A 17,356-nucleotide genomic window follows, 5' to 3' on the forward strand; every position below is an offset into this window, starting at 1 on the left:
CGTGCGCCGCCACGGCACGGCGACCGAGCCTGATCGAGGAGGACACCCGAACGCACCGAAGGAAGTGGGTGGGCGCCATGAAGGCAGCCGTCTTCGAGGGACCGGGCCCGATCACCTGGCGGGACGTGCCCGACCCGGGAATCAAGGATCCCGGCGACGCGATCGTCAGGGTCGACGTCGTCACCATCTGCGGCACCGATCTGCACATCCTCAAGGGCGACGTGCCCGAGGTGGCGCCCGGCCGTGTGCTCGGCCACGAGGCCGTGGGCACGGTGGTCGAGACCGGCCGGGACGTCCGTTCCGTACGGCCGGGGGACCGCGTCCTGATCTCCTGCATCTCGGCCTGCGGCCGCTGCCGTTTCTGCCGCGAGGGCCGCTACGGCCAGTGCGCCGGCGGAGGAGGCTGGGTCCTCGGACACACCATCGACGGCACGCAGGCGGAGTACGTCCGGGTGCCGTTCGCCGACCTGTCCGTGCACCCGCTGCCGAACGCGGTCGACAGCTTCGACGCCGTCCTGCTCGCGGACATCTTCCCCACCTCCTACGAGGTGGGCGTCCTCAACGGCGGGGTACGGCCGGCCGACACGGTCGTCGTGGTCGGCGCGGGCCCCATCGGCCTCGCCGCCATCGCCACGGCACGGCTCTACAGCCCCGGCCGCATCATCGCCGTCGACCTCGCCGAGTCCCGGCTCGCCGCAGCGCGCACGCTCGGCGCCGACGCCACTGTGACCGTCAGCGAAGGCCCGGAGCAGCTCGTCGAGGATCTGACGAACGGCCTGGGCGCCGATGTCGCCATCGAGGCGGTCGGGGTTCCCGAGACCTTCGAGATGTGCACCCGCATGGTCCGGCCCGGTGGCCGGGTCGCGAACATCGGCGTCCACGGCAAGCCCGCGGTCCTGCACCTCGAAGACCTGTGGATCAGGGACGTCACCATCACCACCGGCCTCGTGGACACGTCGTCCACGCCGATGCTGCTGCGCATGATGGCCGCAGGCCGGCTGCCGGCGGCGGAGCTGGTCACCCACCGCTTCGAACTGGGGCAGATGGAGGAGGCGTACGACGTGTTCGGCCGTGCGGCCGACACCGGCGCCCTGAAGGTCACGCTCGGCGGCCCGCAGCACACGGCCCTCCAGGCCCCTGCTCCTCCGGTGGCCGGATGAACGCCCGGCGCTCCCTCGGCGTGCCCTGTGCCGCCGTGTCGGCGTCCCGGCACGCCCGGGCGTTGCTCGACACCGCCGGGCTCGTCCCGTTCCTCGCCGCCGTCGTGGACGGCGAGGAGGCCGCTCGGCTCGGCCTCGCCGGAAAACCGGATCCGGCGCTCTTCCTGCACGCGGCCGGCCTTCTCGGCACCCGCCCCGGCGACACCGCGGTGGTCGAGGACGCCCTCGCCGGAACACGTGCCGGGCGCCGAGGCGGCTTCGGCCTCGTCATGGGAGTCGACCGCACATCGGACGCGCACGCCGGCTCCGGTCTGCGGGGAGCGGGGGCGGACCTCGTCGTTCCCGACCTCGCGGCGCTGGTCCGGAGCGTCTGGGGTGAGCGCGGATGACCACCGGCTGGACGTGGACCTACGACCACTACGAACCGGGACGCGAACGGCTGGTCGAAGCGCTCTGCACCCTGGGCAACGGCCGCTTCGCCACCCGGGGTTCCGCCCCCGAGTGCACCGCCGGCGCCATCCACTACCCGGGTACCTACCTGGCAGGCTGCTACGACCGGCTCACCTCGGTCGTCGCGGGGGAACACGTCGAGAACGAGGACCTCGTCAACCTTCCCGACTGGACGCGGCTGCGCTATCGCTGCCTGCCGGACGACGGATCACCCGGAGGCTGGCTGGCGCCCGACTCCGAGGACCTGTGCCACTACGACGTACAACTCGACCTGCGTGGAGGCGTGCTGACCCGGCACCTGTTCTTCCGCGACGCCCGCGGCCACGGCCTGCGGGTGAGCCACCTCAGGATCGTGCACATGGGCGACTCCTCGCTCGCGGCCCAGTGCACGATGTTCCGCGCCTACGGTTGGAGCGGAGCCGTCGAGGTCGGGTCCGTCCTCGACGGGGCGGTCGTCAACGCCGGTGTGGAACGCTACCGGCATCTGGAAGGGCGGCATCTCACCGGCCACAGAAGCGGGTTCGAGCCCGGCGGGGTCGCCTGGCTCACCTGCCGTACGGTCGATCCGGGGGCCGTGATCGCCGCGGCCGTCCGCACGGTCACCCGCCCCGCGCGCCCCGCCCGGGAGACCGTGACGAGGACCGGCACCGTCCAGACGTACCACCTGCCGATCGCTCCCCGCCGCTCGGTGACCGTCGTGAAGACACTCGTCCTGCACACGTCGACGGACCGGCCCCCCGGCGATCCCCGGGAGACGGCCTGCGACGGGGCCGGCCGTGCCCCGGACTTCCCGCGGTTGCTGTCCACCCACAAGGCGTCCTGGCGACGACTGTGGGAACAGGGCGAGCTGCACGTGCCCGGGGAGGCGGGCCGCATCCTGCGGCTGCATCTGTTCCACCTGCTGCAGACACTGTCCCCGCACACGGCGGAGCTCGACGTGGGCGTTCCGGCGCGGGGTCTGCACGGCGAGGCCTACCGGGGCCATGTCTTCTGGGACGAGCTCTTCGTCCTCCCGTACCTCGACCTGCACTTCCCCGAGGTGGCCAGGTCCCTGCTCCTGTACCGGCACCGTCGCCTGCCCGCCGCCCGTGCCGCGGCCCGCGCGGCCGGCGGCGTCGGTGCCATGTACCCGTGGCAGAGCGCGAGTTCGGGCCGAGAGGAGACCCAGGAGCTGCACCTCAACCCGCGCTCCGGGCGCTGGCTGCCCGACTTCTCCCGCCTCCAGCGCCATGTGGGATCGGCCGTCGCGTACAACGTGTGGCGGTACGCGCAGGCCACCGGCGACCGCGGGTTCCTGTACGGCGAGGGGGCCGAGACGCTCCTGGAGATCGCCCGGTACTGGGCAGGCGCCGCCCGTTTCGACCCGTCGCTCCGGCGCTACCGGATCCGTGGCGTCGTGGGCCCCGACGAGTACCACGACGCCTACCCCGACAGCACCGCACCGGGCATCGACGACAACGCCTACACGAACGTCACCGCCGCCTGGGTGCTCGCCCGCGGCCTCGACCTCCTGCGTGAACTGCCCGCCGCCCGGCGGTCGGAGCTGCGGGCACTCCTGTCGCTGGACGACACGGAAGCCGACCACTGGGAAGACGTCTCCCGCCGCCTCCACGTGCCCTTCCACCAGGGTGTGGTGAGCCAGTTCGAGGGCTACGGCGACCTGGCGGAGCTCGACTGGGACGCGTACCGGGCGAGGTACGGGGACATCCGCCGCCTGGACCGGATCCTGGAGGCCGAGGGCGACACGGTCAACCGCTACCAGGCGTCCAAGCAGGCCGACGCCCTCATGCTCGGCCACCTCTTCCGGCCCGATGAGCTGTACGCGCTGTTCGACCGGCTCGGCCACCGGCTCGACGATGAGGTGTGGCGCGCCACCGTCACGTACTACCTGGGGCGGACCAGCCACGGCTCGACGCTCAGCAGCCTCGTCCACGGCTGGGTCCTGGCCCGGCAGAAGGGCGCCGACGCCTGGCGGTATTGCGAGGAGGCCCTCCTCGCGGACGTGGCCGACGTGCAGGGCGGCACGACCGGTGAGGGCATCCACCTCGGTGCGATGGCGGGCACGATCGACCTCGTCGAGCGCGGAATCACCGGCCTCGAAGCGAACTCGGAGGGGCTTCGGGTCGCTCCGGTGGTGTTGCGGGAGCTCCCGCGGTTCGCGTTCACCCTCTGCGTCGCCGGCCACCGAGGGGTGCACCTCCGGGTGCTTCCCGGGCGCCTGGCCGTACAGGTCCCGGCCTCGCCGAAGGCCCCGCTCACCGTCGTACTCCCGGGCGAACGGCGGTTCGCGGTCGCACCGGGAGAGGAGCGCTGGTTCCGCCTGTGATCCGAGGCCGTGACGTGAGCGACCGGTGGGAAGGCCTCTCAGTCGAAGGCGAGCACCTCGGAGACCGGCCTCCGTGGGGTGGCACGGCCCCGGGGTCCGTAACCCAGGCGGATCACCATGTGGACGTAGCCGATCGAGGAACTCGGGTCACGCGCTTCGGCGCGGAGTTCGGGCCATTCGAGAGGCTGGGACATGAGGGAGTTGGAGAGACCGTCGAGGGTGGCCTGGAGCAGTACGTGCTGCATCGCCTGGCCCGCCTTCAGCCAGTCCCCCGGGGTGTCCTTGGCCGTGCCCAGGAGGGCGATCAGGGGGCGCTTCTCGAACCGGACGGAGGGGCGGCCGGTCACACGGCGGGCAGTGTCGAAGTTCCGGACCGGAGAGGTCACGTCGTACTGGCGAGGACCGAGGGCGTACGAGGGGATGCCCTCGTACGCGTCTCCCTCGTCGGCCGCGCCCGTCCGGATCCAGGCGGCGATCTCCGCTCGGACCGAGGCGTCCGCGGCCTCGAACAGCTCGGAGACGTGCACGAGGCCCATGACGGTGTCGGTGTGCCACGCTCCCGGCAGGACCAGGCGACACCCTTCCAGGAGGGCGGCGGCCTGGAGACCGTCCAGGATCTCCGGGGGTATCTGCTCGTCGGTGAAGGGGAACCGGCTGGTGTGCCTGCTCCGCAGGGCAGGGTGGAGTGCGGCCAGGTCGTCGTCGACGGGGGCCTGCCGCATCTGCACGTCGGCGAGGTGCCAGGGGTCGTCGCGGCGGGGCAGCAACCGGGTCACAGCACTCCGGCCGTGGTGAGCGGCGGTGACGCGCAGGTTGAACAGGGCGGCGCCGCAGCCGAGGTGGAGGGCGCGGTGCTCGGGATCCTCGCGCGGCATCTCGCGCGAGGGGTCGCCGTGCAACTCGATGGTGTCGGTGCCGGCACGGTGGACGAACTTCCACAGCTGGGCGTTGTGCATGGACGGTGCGGTGATGGCGTCCTCGACCAGCGCAGTCACGAGCGCCGGGGGCAGATCGGTGGTGGTCACGGCTCTTCCTGCCTGTGTGCGGGGTTCACGGGATTCATTCGAAGGCGTCGTGTGCGGTCCGCGCGGCGGGCGTGAACCGGATGCCGTCCTCCTGGGCGGAGGTGCGGTCCACGACCGCGACGACGCCGTCGACGCGTTCGGTGAGGTTCACGAGCAGCCGTGCCTGGCTCTGCCACCGGAGGCGGCCCGCCAGGGTCACCACACCGTCCAGGACGTGCACGTCCACCGCGTCAGCGGGCAGGCCCATGACGTCGGAGAGGACGTCCTCGCGCACGCGGTGCCGTATCTCCGCGTCCGGACGGAGGTACACGCACAGCAGATCGCGCCGGGTCACGATGCCCACCAGCCGCTCCTCCTCGTCGACCACCGGAAGGCGCTCGACTCCACGCCGCACCATCAGACGGGCCGCGTCCGCCACCGACTGCTCGGCGTGCACGGTGACGGCCGGCTCGGTCATCAGGGCCCGCGCGGTCGGCTCCCGGGCGGTCAGGAGGTCGCTCTCGGACACCACGCCGAGCACGTGGTCGTCCTCGTCCACGACGGGGACTCCGGTGATGTCGTGTTCGGCGAGCAGCTTCGCCACTTCCTTGAACGAGGTTCCAGGGGTGGCTGAGACCACGTTGCCGGTCATCAGGCCGCCGACCTTCATGTGCTTCATCGCCGCGCCTCCTGTTCGCGCGTGCCGCTGCCGTGCGCTGTTCCGTGTCACCACCCTGATCGGACGGCCGGCGGTCGGCGAGGGCCGAACGGTCCACAGCGGGGCCCGATAGGACTCGGATCCGGCCCGCGACCCGAGGGGACCTTTGGTCCCCGTATTGCCCCCAGCGGCCCTCCGTCGGCGCCGCCCTCCGCTGTGAGGGTGGAGAACAGTCCTACGAACCGGACTCCTACCGGTTGGACTGCTGCGGACCGGACGAGGAGGAGCCATGGACGGAACCAGGGACGGTCCCGGCCTGGGCAGGGTCGTCGTCGGCGTGGACGGATCACCGTCCGCCCGGACAGCGGTGATGTGGGCCGCGCACGAGGCGGTGCTGCGTGGCAGCACCCTGTGCCTCGTCCACGCGACGGACGTCGAAGCGGCGTCCCGGTTCCTTTCCCCGGCGGAGGCCGACCGGGCCGAGCAGGCCGGTCGAGAGCTGCTCGACCGGACCGCGGAGACCGTCGCGGCACGTCACCCCGGCCTCGTGACCGTCACGGAACTCGGCGGAGGCTCGGCCGTCGAAACCCTGCGCGGTGCCGCCGCGCTGAGCGGCACGATCGTGGTCGGGCACCGGGGCCGCGGCGGGTTCTCCTCGCTGCTGCTCGGATCGGTCGGCCTCGAACTCGCCGCCGGCGCCACCACACCGGTGGTCGTCGTGCGTGGAGCCGCGGAGCCTGCCGAAGCCGACGCCGTTCTCGCTGCGGTCCGGGACGAGGACGACGTGGGCTGTGCGAGGGCGGCGGCACGCGAGGCCCTGCTGCGCAAGGTGCCGCTGAGACTCCTGCACGTCTGGGGCACGGACCCCTACGCCGGGGTACGGGGCGTGCTGCACAGCGGCACGGCCGGGAACGCCCGCGCGCACGTGCGCGCGTCGGTGGAGGTCGCCGACCGGATCCGGAAGGAGTTCCCGGATCTCGCACTGGACGCCGAGGGCGAGAAGAGCCGCAGCGTGCCCGGCGCGCTCGTGGAGGCGTCACGCCGAGCCGACCTCCTGGTCGTCGGCGGCCGGCGGGCGCCCGGATACCTCGGACCGACGCTCGGCCGGACCACGCTGAGCCTGTTGCAGCACGCCCACTGCCCGGTGGAGCTGATCCCACGGTACGGACCCGGACACGGGAGCATGTCATGACCGGCACGCTCGAACACCGCGACATCGTCATCGGCCTCGGCCCCGTCCGGAACTGGCGCACCTCGCACTGGCCTGGGCCGCCGACGAGGCCCACCGGCGTCTCCGCGCACTGCGTCTCGTGGTCGCCGTACCGCCCTCGCACGACATCCCTCATGGCGAGGACATCGATCGGCGCCACGCACGGGCGGTCGCGGGAGAGGACGTGCTGCGCGTCGCCTCGGCCTGGACGCAGGACCGGCAGCCCGACGTCCGCGTGACCACGGCCCTTCTCGACGGGCCCCGGCGAAGGTGCCGGCCGGCCTGTCGCGGGAGGCCGCCATGGTGGTGCTCGGCTCCCGGCACCTCAGCCGCACCGAGGAGTTCCTGAGCGCGGGCTCCCTCGTGGTTCCGGTCGCCGCCCAGGCGCGGTGCCCCGTGGCGGTCGTGGGCGACGCCGAGCACAGCACACAGGACCCGCCCTACCTGGTCGTCGGCGTCGACGGCAGCGCATCCTTCCGGGCCGCGCTGGCCCTCGCCTTCGAGGAGGCGGACCTCAGGCGCTGCGCGCTGCGCGCCATCGCCGTCTGGGCCCCGCCCGTCTTCACCCTGCACACCGGCGACACCCTGTTCCACGCCGAGCGCCGGATGCTCTCCGAGACCACGGCCGGATGGGCGGAGAAGTACCCGACGTCCGGCTCACCCACGAGGTCCTCATCGGCTCGCCCGTCGAGACCCTTGCGGACGCAGCCGAGCACGCCCTGGCCGTCGTCGTCGGCCGCCGTGGCCGGGGCGGATACTCGGGAATGCGCCTCGGCTCCGTCGTCCACGGGCTCCTGCACCGCGCCCACTGCCCGGTGATCACCGTCCCTGCCGAGTGAGGCCGCCATGACGTCCTCGGCAACCCTGTCGAACCCTGTCGGCCGGCGCGGCAACCGGCCTCACCGCTGCAGAGGCCGCCCGCCGGCTAGCCGACACCGGACCCGACGAGGTGGCGGCGAGGAAGTCCCCGCGGCTCCACACCCGTGTCCTGGCACAGCTGCGAGACCCACCGATCATGGTGCTGCTTGGGGCCGTCGTGCTCACGCTCGCCATCGGTGACCATCCCGACGCGATCGTCGTCGCTCTGGTCGTCGTCGTGAACACGACGGTCGGCGTCGCCCAGGAGGTTCGGGCCGACAACGCCGTCGCCGCCCTCTCGGCCCTGAGCGCCCCGCACGCGCGCGTGCGGCGCGACGGCGCCGTCCGCGACTTGCTCGCCGCGCGGCTCCTCCGGACGGCGTTCCGGGCGCCCGGCCCAGCAGGAACGGCCGGGGCATCCGGACTACCGTGAAACCGGGCGCGACGGGTGTCGTGCGCGCGCTCGACACGACCGGAGGCTTCGATGGGCCGGGAGAACACCGGGTCCGCGGACACGCGGCTGCCACGACTGAGACTGGACGAACTCCTCGACGAGCTGCAGGCGCGCATCGACGAGGTCCGGGGCACCAGGGACCGGCTCCAGGGGCTCCTGGAAGCGGTCATGTCGGTCGGTCGCGGGCTCGACCTGCCGCAGGTGCTGCGCGGCATCGTGGAGGCGGCGGTGGCCCTGGTGGACGCCGAGTACGGGGCCCTGGGCGTCATCGGCGACGGCCGGAAGCTCTCCGAATTCGTCCCCGTCGGCATCGACGACGATGTGCGCGAGCGGATCGGCGCCCTGCCGTCCGGCCACGGCATCCTCGGCGAGCTGATCCGGAACCCCGAGCCGCTGCGCCTCCCGGAGCTGTCCGAGCACCCTGCCTCGTACGGCTTCCCTGCCCACCATCCGCCGATGCACACGTTCCTCGGCGTCCCGATCCGCGTGCGCGACGAGGTGTTCGGGAACCTCTACCTCACCGAGAAGCGCGGCGGGGCCGACTTCGACGCGGAGGACGAGGCCGTCGTCACGACCCTGGCGGTCGCGGCCGGCATCGCCATCGAGAACGCCCGCCTCTACGAGGAGGGACGGCTGCGTCAGCGCTGGCTGGCCGCGAGCTCCGACTTCACCAGCGCTCTCCTGTCCGGCGCGGAGGAGACCGAGGTCCTCGGCGGCATGCTGGAGCGCGCCGTGGACACCGCCGACGCCGACATCGGGGTCTTCTACCTGGTCGGACCGGGCGGTGAGCTCCGTGGATCCCTGGCCAGCGGGGAGGGCGCCGGGGCACACCGGGGTGTCGTGCTGCCCAGTGTCGAGGGAACCCTCGCCGCCGCGGCCCTGGCCCGGGACGGTCTGGTCACCGTGGCCGACGTCGGGAACGAACCCCGCATCACGGTGCAGCCCGAACGCTGGAAGGGATTCGGGCCGGCGGTGGCCGTCACCGTGGGCACGAAGGAACGACTCAGCGGTGTGCTGATCCTGGCGCGGTCCGCGGGACGCTCCCCCTTCACGGGCGTGGAGACCAGCGTCCTGCCCGGCTTCGCCGGTCAGGCGGCCCTCGCCCTCGAACTGGCCGACCGGCGACGCGACGCCGAGCAGGTCAGCCTCCTGGAAGACCGCGACCGGATCGCCCGCGACCTGCACGACCTGGCGATCCAGCGGCTGTTCGCCACCGGTATGACCCTGCAGAGTGCTCGCCGGTTCGTCGAGCACCCGGAGGCCGTGGACCGGCTGACCCGGGCGATCGACGACCTGGACTCCACCATCAAGATCATCCGCTCGACCATCTTCGGACTGCGGGAACACGACACTCCCGGGACGGCACCGAGGCTCAGGAACCGCGTCGTGAAGGCGGTCGACGCGGCCGTGCCGACGCTCGGATTCGCCCCTGCGCTGCGGATGGAAGGCCTCCTCGACACGGACGTGCCGCCCGAGGTGGCCGACGAGGTGGTCGCGGTCATCGGCGAGGCCCTCACCAACGTGGCGCGCCACGCGGACGCACGCCGCGCGGAGGTGGCGGTCGTCGCCGAGGAAGGCGTCCTGACGGTGACGGTGAGCGACGACGGAGTGGGCGTACGGCCGGGCGGCGCCCGCAGCGGACTGCGGAACCTCGCCGAACGGGCCGAACGCCTGCACGGTGAGCTGTCGATCCGCGCGCGGCCGGAACCGACCGGCGGCACGTTGCTCGAATGGCGTGTTCCACTACTGACTCAACGCGACTGAACGCCGACCTACTTCTCGCCCGCGTCGTGCTCGTGGGCTTGTGCGGCGATCACGGCCGCCTGCACCCGCCGCTCCACACCCAGCTTGCCGAGCAGCCGCGAGATGTGGTTCTTGACCGTCTTCTCCGACAGGTACAGCTGCTTGGCGATCTGCTGGTTGGTGAGCCCCTCGCCGATCAGGTCGAGCACCGACCGTTCCCGCTCGGACAGCACCGCGAGCCGCTCGTCCTCGGGCGGCTTGGCCGCTTCGGGATCCCGCAGCGAGTGCATGAGCCGGGCGGTGGTGGCGGGGTCGAGCATCGACTGGCCCGTGGCCACGGTCCGTACCGCCGACACCAGATCGGAGCCCTTGATCTGCTTGAGGACGTACCCGGCGGCCCCGGCCATGATCGCGTCGATGAGGGCGTCCTCGTCGTCGAACGAGGTCAGCATCAGGCATGCAAGCTCGGGCATCCGTGAGCGCAGCTCGCGGCAGAGCGAGATCCCGTCGCCGTCCGGCAGCCGTACGTCGAGCACGGCCACGTCCGGCCGCAGGGCGGGCCCCCTGGCCAGCGCCTGGTCCATGCTCGACGCCTCACCGACGACCTCCATGTCGGGTTCGTCGTCGATCAGGTCACGCAGGCCCCGTCGGACCACTTCGTGATCGTCCACGAGGAAGACCCGCGTGGGCGATGCGGCTGCCGGCAGCTCGGTCATGGCGACCCCTGTGGTCGATGGGTTCCTGCCCGCCCCTACGAGGATTGTCCGTCGAGATCCATGCGTACGTCGACCACGCCCTCCACGGCCCGCACGGCACGGGCGAGCAGCGGCACCAGGGCCCGGTCGGGGAGCGCACCACGCAGGATGGCCACACCTTCCACCACGGCGACGTCCAGGTCCGCGAGGGCGGCCGACCCGCCGAGTACCGTACGGCGGATCTCCGCCGCGATCTCTTCGTCGTTCCGCAGGAACACCTTGAGCAGGTCGCTGCGGCTGACGACCCCCTCCAGCATCCCGATCCCGTTCACCACCGGCAGCCGCTTCACCTTCCGCCGTGCCATGATCCGCGCGGCCTCGGCCAGCGAGGCGTCCGCGTGCACGGTCACGGCCGGACTCGACATGAGCTCCCCGGCCCGCACGGCCCCGGCCTTGGCGGCCTCGGGGAACTCCTCCGGGCGCGGTTCGACGCCCCGGAACTCCTCCTTGGGCAGCAGGTCCGCCTCCGATACGACCCCGATGACACGCCCCTCGCCCTCAAGGACGGGCAGGGCGCTCACCTTCCATTCGTCCATGAGCGCGACGATCTCCTTGTAGGGCGCGTCACGGCCGATCGCGATGGCGGTGTGCGTCATGACGTCGCTGACGGTGTAGCGCGAGGAGGGCATCGTGTGCTCCTCAGAACGGAGGCTTCGGGGGTCTTCCCTAACGAGTCTCCCCCTGTGGGCCAGGCGTGAGGAGGGCCGGATGGCCCACTCGGGCCCGTCTTTCGGTTGGCTGCCCTGGGCAGTGTCCTGGCGATCACGAGCGGAGCCAGATGACGAGCGCGGCTGCGGTGACGATACCGAGGTAGACGTGGCCGCGCTTGTCGAACCTGGTCGCAACCGCGCGGAATGCCTTGAGCTTGTTGATCGCCCGTCCGACGGTGTTGCGCTTCTTGTAGCGGTCCTTGTCGAAACCGGGCGGTCGGCCCCTGGCCCTGGCGAGTCGGACTCGGTTGGCTGTCTGGTCGGCCTTCTCCTGGATGACGTGCCGGATTCCGCGTCTGCTCAGGTAGCGGCGGGTTCGGCGGTTGCTGTAGCCCTTGTCAGCGCTGATGCTGTTCGGCTTGGGACGCGGTCTGCCGCAGGCCAGCCTCGGCACGCGAATGTTGTCCATCACCGGCTCGAACTGGGTGCAATCGGCGCACTGCCCAGACGTGATGACCAGCGAGAGCACCCTGCAGCGCCTGTCCGCGCTCAGATGGATCTTGGTAGTGACCCCGCCGCGCGAGCGGCCGAGCGCCTCACCTCCCGTACCACCTCCGCAGCCGGTCGATCAGTTCCGCCCGGACCCGAGCGGTTTTGACCGTCCGGGCGGAGCCCCCTTTGAGGGGGCGACGGAGCGTGCCGGGCGCCGGCGGCGTGGTGGTGTGCGCGCACGGACGTCGAGTCGACCGAGACGTCCCAGTCGATCTCGCCGGCCGCGTCCGCCTCGGCCTGGATCCGCCGCAGGAGCATCTCCCACGTTCCGTCCGCCGACCAGCGGCGATGCCGCTCGTGCACCGTCGTCCACGGCCCGTACCGCTCCGGCAGATCGCGCCGCTGCACGCCCGTGCGCATCCGGAACAGCAACCCGTTCACGACCTGACGATGGTCCCGCCACCTGCCACAACGTCCGTTGCTCACCGGCAGAAGTGGCTCCAGGCGCTCCCACTGGGCATTCGTCAGGTCACTCCCACTTCCCATAGTCGTATCAACGACTCCACTGGGCAGTAGCCATGGCCAGGAGCGCGAGGGGAACGATCCACCCCTCCCTTTCCACTCTCTGTGAACCGCCCAGCGAAGACAAGACTGCAATTTTTGCTGTCAAACCAGGAAACTCGTTCCCGAGCGGAGGTCTGCACCGCTCTCCCACGGGAGGACACTCATGTCAGACGTCTGGGATACACATGGCAGCCTGCAGCGCGCGCTGTGGATCGGCGGCGCACAGTGGTCCGGCAAGACCACCGTTGCCGAACTCATTGCCAGAAAGTACGGGTTGACGGTGTATCACTACGACTACCACGACGCCCGCGGCCACCAGGATCGCCGGATCGCGCGTCGTGTCGCCCTGGGTGAGCCCGTGGAAGATCCCACCCCCGACCATGTCTGGCTGGACCAGGACCCGGAGGAGATGGCTGCCGAGACGCTGGCCGGCTTCCCGGTCCGCTTCGAGTGGGCGTTGGACGACCTGCGCGCACTGTTCACCGGCCGGCCGGCGATCGCCGAGGGATGGGGGCTGCGACCGGAGCTGGTCGCGCCGCTGCTCGACTCACTCCGGCGAATGGTCGTCCTCGTCCCCACCGAGGACTTCCGTCAGCACCAACTCCGGACTCTCCCGCGCGCGGGAACTCTCAACGTCCCTGTCACTGACCCGGCCCGCTCCCAGGCCAACCGTCTCGCCCGTGACCGGCTGGTCGCCGAGGACGCAACACGGAACGCCCGCCGCCTCGGCATCCGCGTCATCGAAGTCGACGGGACGCTCGACGCGGTGGCTGTGGCCGCAGAGGTCGCCGAGCATTTCGCCCCATACCTTGGCGCGGCGACGGCTGCGTGATCGCTCGGCCCAAGAGGTTTCCGCTGTTGATCACCAGGACACTGCCTAGCACCACCGAATACGGAAGTGCTGGGCCCTCAGGTTCCGGCGCGCTCGTGCCAGTGCTCGTTCCGACTCGGCGAAGCCGCCCACCCTCGACTGACCGACTGGTGAGTGGCGCGTAGAACGAGCAGCGAGTTGGCGGCCGTGCCCGATGAGGCGCGGCCGCTGGCCTGATTCGTAAGCGTCAGGCCAGCGTGGTGACGTCGCGCCCTTAGACCGTGTCCTATGTGGTGAGGCGGCCGTTGGGCAGGTCATGGGGCGGGGTACGTGGAGCTGGATCGTTCCGGACGGGTTGTGGGAGATCGCGCAGCCGCTGATCCCGCCGTCGAGGGGCGGCCACAGGGCGGCGGAACGCAGGACACGCCTGATGAGACGCTGTTCGCCGCGATCATCTACGTACTGGTCTCCGGCTGCGCCTGGCGAGCCATGCCACCGTGCTTCGGCATATCGAAGTCCACGGCCCACCGCCGGTTCCTGATCTGGTCCAGGGCCGGTGTCTGGGGCCGGCTGCACGAGGAGATCCTGCACCGCCTCGACGACGCCGGCCTGCTCGACCTCTCCCGACCCGTCCTCGACTCCGCCCACGTCCAGGCGAAAAAGGGGGGGCGACCTCACCGGCCCGAGCCCCGTGGACCGAGGCAAGCCGGGTTCCAAGATGCACATCCTGTCGGACGCGAACGGACTGCCCCTCCTCGTCGGCGTCTCGGCCGCCAACACCCACGACAGCCAAGCCCTGAAGCCCATGGGCATGGGCCTCCAAACGAAACATGACCCCCACCGCGGCCGTCACTTCAAACCCCAGCGCCTGCACGCCGACAAGGCCTACGACGTACCTGAACTGCGGAAATGGCCACGAGGTAAGCGCATCGGCGTCCGCATCGCGCGCAAAGGCATCAAGTCCAGTAAGGATCTTCAGAGTGGTCACCGATCGGGTGACGGTCGAGGCTGGATAGCAGGCGAGGCCTTCGGGCAATGGTTCGAGATGTCTGACGTCTCAACCGCTGCGACCGGAGGCCTCGTTGGTCACCTATCCTGCCGCACTCGACCTGCCGCACGCGCTCGTGGAGTGGGTCACGATGCTGATCGTCACCCGCGAGGGTGACCGCCGCTGCAAACTGCGGCCCTCGCAGCGCGCGGTCATCGCCTTGGTCTACCTGCGCGAGCACACCACCTATGCCAAGCTCGCCGCGGGCTTCCGGATCAGCGAGGGCACCGCCCACGCCTACGTACAGAGCGTGATCAAGCTCCTCGCCGCGAGGGCACCGTCCCTGACCCAGGCACTGCGCCGGGCGCGTCCCGCATACGTGTTGGTGGACGGCACCATCGCCGAGTGCGACCGGGTCGGCGATCGCGAACGGGACTACTCGGGCAAGGCCCGTCGGCATGGCGTGAACATCCAGGCCGTCACCGATCCGGCGGGCGAGCTGATCTGGTACTCGCCGGCACTGCCCGGCCGCACCGTCGACATCACCGCCGCCCGCACCCACCGCATCGTCACCGTCTGTGAACGACTGCGGATCCCCGTCCTCGCCGACAAGGCCTACGCAGGGGCCGGCGGAACGTTCCAGGTGCCGTTCAAACGCCACCTCGGACGCCCTCTCACCATGAGACAAGCAGCCGTCAACCGTGCACACGCACGACTCCGCTTCCCGGTCGAGCGGGCCTTCGCCCGCCTCAAGGCCTGGCGGATCTTCCGCAAAGCCCGCATCAGCCCCAACCGACTCACGTCAATCACCAAGGCCGTTCTCACCCTCGAGCGGCGACGCTGAAGATCCTTAGTGAACGACTCGGGCGCCGCAGATGGGTGATCGAGCGGACCATGTCCTGGCTGACCGGATACCGCAGACTCAACCACCGCTACGAACGACACCCCCGCACCTACCTGGCCTTCCTCGGCCTCGCCGCGGCCATCTGCTGCTACAAGCGTCTCCCCCGGCTCACCACATAGGACACGGTCCGAGTGTCGTGGTGGTTCAGGCTACGTCGCGTTCTGGCTGACACCGCTGCCCCCGACAAGCGTCGGTGAGCTTTCGGGCGTCTTTTCTCGAAAGGTGTCCAGTCCTGCGGCACGTTCGTGATGCGGCAACCGCGACATCTTGGACACCAGCGCCCACATCTCGCGTTCACGCTCCAACTCGCCCGGTAGAAGGAGGCCCAGGGATTCGGCGAGCGGTTTGCGCCCTGTGTTCACGAGCGCTCTTACAGCCGCAGACCATTCGTCGGTTGCCGACACGGCCGCGCGGTACCACACCGGAATCAGCAAGCCTGGCACGGCAATGGCCGTGATCAGCAGCGGGATATCGGGGCCAGCCATGGCCAGTGCTGCTGCCGCACAGAGGACGACGGCGCAGTGGCCGTAGAGCAGCGCCACGAAGAAGTCGACATTCGCGCGGGCGAGATCGACCTGTCGGCGGACCTGCTCCGGCGCGTTCCCGGTCAGTTCGTTCCACATCACCTGGGTGTCGAGGCGGAACCGGTCGTAGCCGTACTCCTCGAAGCGCCGGATGGCATTGCCCAGCTTCGTGGGTGCCAACTGCGCGTCGTCGACGGGGTAGCGAGCGAGGCGTTCGCGGAGCAGCGCACGTTGCACAGCCGTACGCCGCCGGTCCTTGCGGGCGGCACGGGCGATCCGAGGATTGGCCCGCAAGGCCGTCAACCGGGCGGCACCATCCTGTGCCAGCCGGTTCTCCCGCTCCTGGCGCTCCAGCCTGATCAGCGCGAGGCGGTCCTGGAGATCCTGCTTCGCCTGCCGCCGGCGAGCGCACCCGTACGCGTAGAGCGCGTTAGGCCAGAGGGCGTAACCCTCCAGCACGCGGTAGAGAGGGTTCTGCAGGGCGCAGAGCGCCAGCCCTAGGAGTACCGAGACGCCCAGCACCCCGGCAGACAGATGCGTGACGCCCTCTGACCACAGCCTCACGGATCCCGAAGTGCGCCGCAGACTTGGCCAGACTGCCACAAGGAAGAGGCTCACGTTCAACGCGGTCGGCAAGAGCCATCCCACCAGCACCGTCCATGCGCCGCCGAGAGCGCTCCTGGCGATGTCACCCACGCGTCACCACTCGTCGTCATCGTCGTCGAAAGGTGGCCCGGGCGGTGTCCCTGCATCAGGCGAGGGCGGGGTCGGCCTAGATGCCGCTGATGGCCTCGACGGCGCTGGTGCCCCGTAGCCAGAGCTCGCGAAAAATCGCAGCTTGGCGACGAACTCCTGGTCCGAGGCATAGCGGTCCTCAGGAGACTTGGCCAGCGCCTTGGCCATCACAGCATCGACACCGGGCTCGATCTCGGGACGTGCCAGAGAGAGAGCAGGTGGCGGCTCGTACAGGTGTGCCCACGTCAGCGCCATGTCGTCATCACGCTGGAATGGCGGCCTTCCGGCAAGGGCTTCGTAGACGACGCAGGCCAGGCTGTACTGATCGCTCCGGCCATCTACGGGACGGCCGGAGATCTGCTCCGGTGCAATGTAGTCGAGCGTTCCGACGAACTGGCCCACCGTCGTGAAGCCCGTGAGGGACAGCGACCTCTTCGTCAGTCCGAAGTCGGTCAGGTAGACGTGCTCCGGGCGGTCGCCGTCGGTGCCCTCGGCGACCAGGATGTTACTGGGCTTCACACCCCGGTGCACCAGGTCGTGCGCATGGGCCGCGTCGAGCGCCGAGGCCACCTGGGCGGCGATTCGCAGGGCGGTCGGTACCGGGAGTGGGCCGTCCCGGTCCAGCAGCGCCCGCAGGTCGAGGCCGGGGACATACTGCATGGCGATGTACAGGACACCGTCGGTCTCGCCCGCTTCGAAAATCGGCAGGATATGCGGGTGATCGATCGAGGCGGCGACCCGCGACTCGTACGCGAAGCGTTTGCGGAAGGTGTCGTCGCGGGCCAGTTCCGGGGCGAGCAGCTTCAGAGCGACCACCCGGTCCAGCCGCAGATCCTTCGCGAGATAGACGAGAGATCTGTCCCCACGGCCGATTTCGCGCTCCACCTGATAGTTCGCGATCCGTTTTCCGATCAATCCGCTCAATCCGCCACCACGCTTTCGTCGGAGGCCGCTTCAGGACGCCTCGAAGGTCGTCACCGCAGCATCGAAACACTCGCTGAGGAAAGGAGGCTGGCCCAGTGATTCACTCCTCCGCACCCGACTCCAATCAAATGGGCTCATGTCTGGCT

General features: G+C 70.4%; 16 protein-coding genes and 2 pseudogenes. 11 read left to right on the top strand and 7 right to left on the bottom strand.

What is annotated here, in order from left to right; genetic code table 11:
- Positions 1-77 precede the first annotated feature (77 nt).
- The 3 genes from SVTN_RS00080 to SVTN_RS00090 are packed head-to-tail and all read left to right on the top strand — an operon-like array spanning position 78 to position 3,936.
- Positions 78-1,160 carry a zinc-dependent alcohol dehydrogenase family protein gene (locus tag SVTN_RS00080; protein WP_041127266.1) on the top strand — a complete coding sequence of 361 codons (1,083 nt, stop codon included), beginning with the start codon at positions 78-80 and terminating at the stop codon, positions 1,158-1,160.
- Entirely contained in the window at positions 1,157-1,549 is a 393-nt protein-coding gene (locus SVTN_RS00085; protein ID WP_041127267.1) for an HAD family hydrolase, read from the top strand. Before SVTN_RS00080 ends, SVTN_RS00085 begins: the two co-directional genes overlap by 4 nt.
- Entirely contained in the window at positions 1,546-3,936 is a 2,391-nt protein-coding gene (locus tag SVTN_RS00090; RefSeq protein ID WP_041127268.1) for a glycoside hydrolase family 65 protein, read from the top strand. The genes SVTN_RS00085 and SVTN_RS00090 overlap by 4 nt, the downstream gene beginning before the upstream one ends.
- Before the next feature lie 38 nt (positions 3,937-3,974).
- Here SVTN_RS00090 and SVTN_RS00095 read toward each other — a convergent pair whose 3' ends face one another.
- Together SVTN_RS00095 and SVTN_RS00100 are read right to left on the bottom strand one after the other, a co-directional pair.
- Positions 3,975-4,961: an Acg family FMN-binding oxidoreductase gene (locus tag SVTN_RS00095; RefSeq protein ID WP_041127269.1), complete on the bottom strand. Its 987-nt coding sequence runs from the start codon at positions 4,959-4,961 to the stop codon at positions 3,975-3,977.
- A 34-nt stretch (positions 4,962-4,995) separates the two neighbouring features.
- A complete protein-coding gene (locus SVTN_RS00100; protein WP_041127270.1) occupies positions 4,996-5,619 on the bottom strand; it encodes a CBS domain-containing protein in 624 nt (207 codons plus the stop codon).
- A 268-nt stretch (positions 5,620-5,887) separates the two neighbouring features.
- On the opposite strand from SVTN_RS00100, the gene SVTN_RS00105 reads away from it, so the two are divergent.
- From SVTN_RS00105 to SVTN_RS00120, 4 genes are all read left to right on the top strand, one after another.
- Positions 5,888-6,790, top strand: coding sequence for a universal stress protein (locus SVTN_RS00105; protein WP_041127271.1), 903 nt, complete (start codon positions 5,888-5,890; stop codon positions 6,788-6,790).
- A gap of 647 nt (positions 6,791-7,437) precedes the next feature.
- Positions 7,438-7,647 carry a universal stress protein gene (locus SVTN_RS46320; RefSeq protein WP_342669639.1) on the top strand — a complete coding sequence of 70 codons (210 nt, stop codon included), beginning with the start codon at positions 7,438-7,440 and terminating at the stop codon, positions 7,645-7,647.
- Positions 7,648-7,682: 35 nt separating this feature from the next.
- Positions 7,683-8,099, top strand: coding sequence for a cation-transporting P-type ATPase (locus SVTN_RS00115; protein ID WP_078908103.1), 417 nt, complete (start codon positions 7,683-7,685; stop codon positions 8,097-8,099).
- A 51-nt stretch (positions 8,100-8,150) separates the two neighbouring features.
- Positions 8,151-9,884 carry a sensor histidine kinase gene (locus tag SVTN_RS00120; protein ID WP_041127273.1) on the top strand — a complete coding sequence of 578 codons (1,734 nt, stop codon included), beginning with the start codon at positions 8,151-8,153 and terminating at the stop codon, positions 9,882-9,884.
- Between the two features lie 8 nt (positions 9,885-9,892).
- Here the strand turns inward: SVTN_RS00120 and SVTN_RS00125 are convergent, their stop codons facing one another.
- From SVTN_RS00125 to SVTN_RS41575, 3 genes are all read right to left on the bottom strand, one after another.
- Positions 9,893-10,579: a response regulator gene (locus tag SVTN_RS00125; protein ID WP_041127274.1), complete on the bottom strand. Its 687-nt coding sequence runs from the start codon at positions 10,577-10,579 to the stop codon at positions 9,893-9,895.
- A 35-nt stretch (positions 10,580-10,614) separates the two neighbouring features.
- Positions 10,615-11,247, bottom strand: a complete 633-nt coding sequence (locus SVTN_RS00130) for a CBS domain-containing protein (protein WP_041127275.1) — start codon at positions 11,245-11,247, stop codon at positions 10,615-10,617.
- Positions 11,248-11,380: 133 nt separating this feature from the next.
- A protein-coding gene (locus SVTN_RS41575) for an IS5 family transposase (RefSeq protein WP_425428935.1) occupies positions 11,381-12,306 on the bottom strand; the annotation gives its coding sequence in 2 pieces (ribosomal slippage) (positions 11,381-11,895 and positions 11,895-12,306; 927 coding nt in all).
- A gap of 181 nt (positions 12,307-12,487) precedes the next feature.
- On the opposite strand from SVTN_RS41575, the gene SVTN_RS00145 reads away from it, so the two are divergent.
- From SVTN_RS00145 to SVTN_RS00155, 4 genes and pseudogenes are all read left to right on the top strand, one after another.
- A complete protein-coding gene (locus tag SVTN_RS00145; RefSeq protein WP_041127277.1) occupies positions 12,488-13,156 on the top strand; it encodes a P-loop NTPase family protein in 669 nt (222 codons plus the stop codon).
- A gap of 295 nt (positions 13,157-13,451) precedes the next feature.
- Positions 13,452-14,111: pseudogene (locus tag SVTN_RS41580) on the top strand (IS5 family transposase); the annotation flags it as partial.
- A gap of 106 nt (positions 14,112-14,217) precedes the next feature.
- Positions 14,218-14,967, top strand: a complete 750-nt coding sequence (locus SVTN_RS00150; RefSeq protein WP_041127278.1) for an IS5/IS1182 family transposase — start codon at positions 14,218-14,220, stop codon at positions 14,965-14,967.
- An 8-nt stretch (positions 14,968-14,975) separates the two neighbouring features.
- Positions 14,976-15,146, top strand: a pseudogene (locus SVTN_RS00155) (transposase); the annotation flags it as partial.
- A gap of 30 nt (positions 15,147-15,176) precedes the next feature.
- Here the strand turns inward: SVTN_RS00155 and SVTN_RS00160 are convergent.
- Both SVTN_RS00160 and SVTN_RS00165 read right to left on the bottom strand, forming a co-directional pair.
- Positions 15,177-16,247 (bottom strand): hypothetical protein, encoded by a 1,071-nt coding sequence (locus SVTN_RS00160; RefSeq protein ID WP_052498798.1) that lies wholly within the window; start codon positions 16,245-16,247, stop codon positions 15,177-15,179.
- Positions 16,248-16,250: 3 nt separating this feature from the next.
- Entirely contained in the window at positions 16,251-17,210 is a 960-nt protein-coding gene (locus tag SVTN_RS00165; RefSeq protein ID WP_041127279.1) for a serine/threonine-protein kinase, read from the bottom strand.
- Positions 17,211-17,356 lie beyond the last annotated feature (146 nt).

The organism is Streptomyces vietnamensis (assembly GCF_000830005.1).
In the GTDB taxonomy this organism is placed as follows: domain Bacteria; phylum Actinomycetota; class Actinomycetes; order Streptomycetales; family Streptomycetaceae; genus Streptomyces; species Streptomyces vietnamensis.

What these genes read in the sequence shown, in the direction of transcription:
- SVTN_RS00085 (WP_041127267.1), top strand. Translation starts at nt 1,157, where the DNA reads ATGAACGCCCGGCGCTCCCTCGGCGTGCCCTGTGCCGCCGTGTCGGCG.
- SVTN_RS00100 (WP_041127270.1), bottom strand. Translation starts at nt 5,619, where the DNA reads ATGAAGCACATGAAGGTCGGCGGCCTGATGACCGGCAACGTGGTCTCA.
- SVTN_RS00080 (WP_041127266.1), top strand. Translation starts at nt 78, where the DNA reads ATGAAGGCAGCCGTCTTCGAGGGACCGGGCCCGATCACCTGGCGGGAC.
- SVTN_RS46320 (WP_342669639.1), top strand. Translation starts at nt 7,438, where the DNA reads ATGGGCGGAGAAGTACCCGACGTCCGGCTCACCCACGAGGTCCTCATC.
- SVTN_RS00090 (WP_041127268.1), top strand. Translation starts at nt 1,546, where the DNA reads ATGACCACCGGCTGGACGTGGACCTACGACCACTACGAACCGGGACGC.
- SVTN_RS00120 (WP_041127273.1), top strand. Translation starts at nt 8,151, where the DNA reads ATGGGCCGGGAGAACACCGGGTCCGCGGACACGCGGCTGCCACGACTG.
- SVTN_RS00105 (WP_041127271.1), top strand. Translation starts at nt 5,888, where the DNA reads ATGGACGGAACCAGGGACGGTCCCGGCCTGGGCAGGGTCGTCGTCGGC.
- SVTN_RS00125 (WP_041127274.1), bottom strand. Translation starts at nt 10,579, where the DNA reads ATGACCGAGCTGCCGGCAGCCGCATCGCCCACGCGGGTCTTCCTCGTG.
- SVTN_RS00145 (WP_041127277.1), top strand. Translation starts at nt 12,488, where the DNA reads ATGTCAGACGTCTGGGATACACATGGCAGCCTGCAGCGCGCGCTGTGG.
- SVTN_RS00130 (WP_041127275.1), bottom strand. Translation starts at nt 11,247, where the DNA reads ATGCCCTCCTCGCGCTACACCGTCAGCGACGTCATGACGCACACCGCC.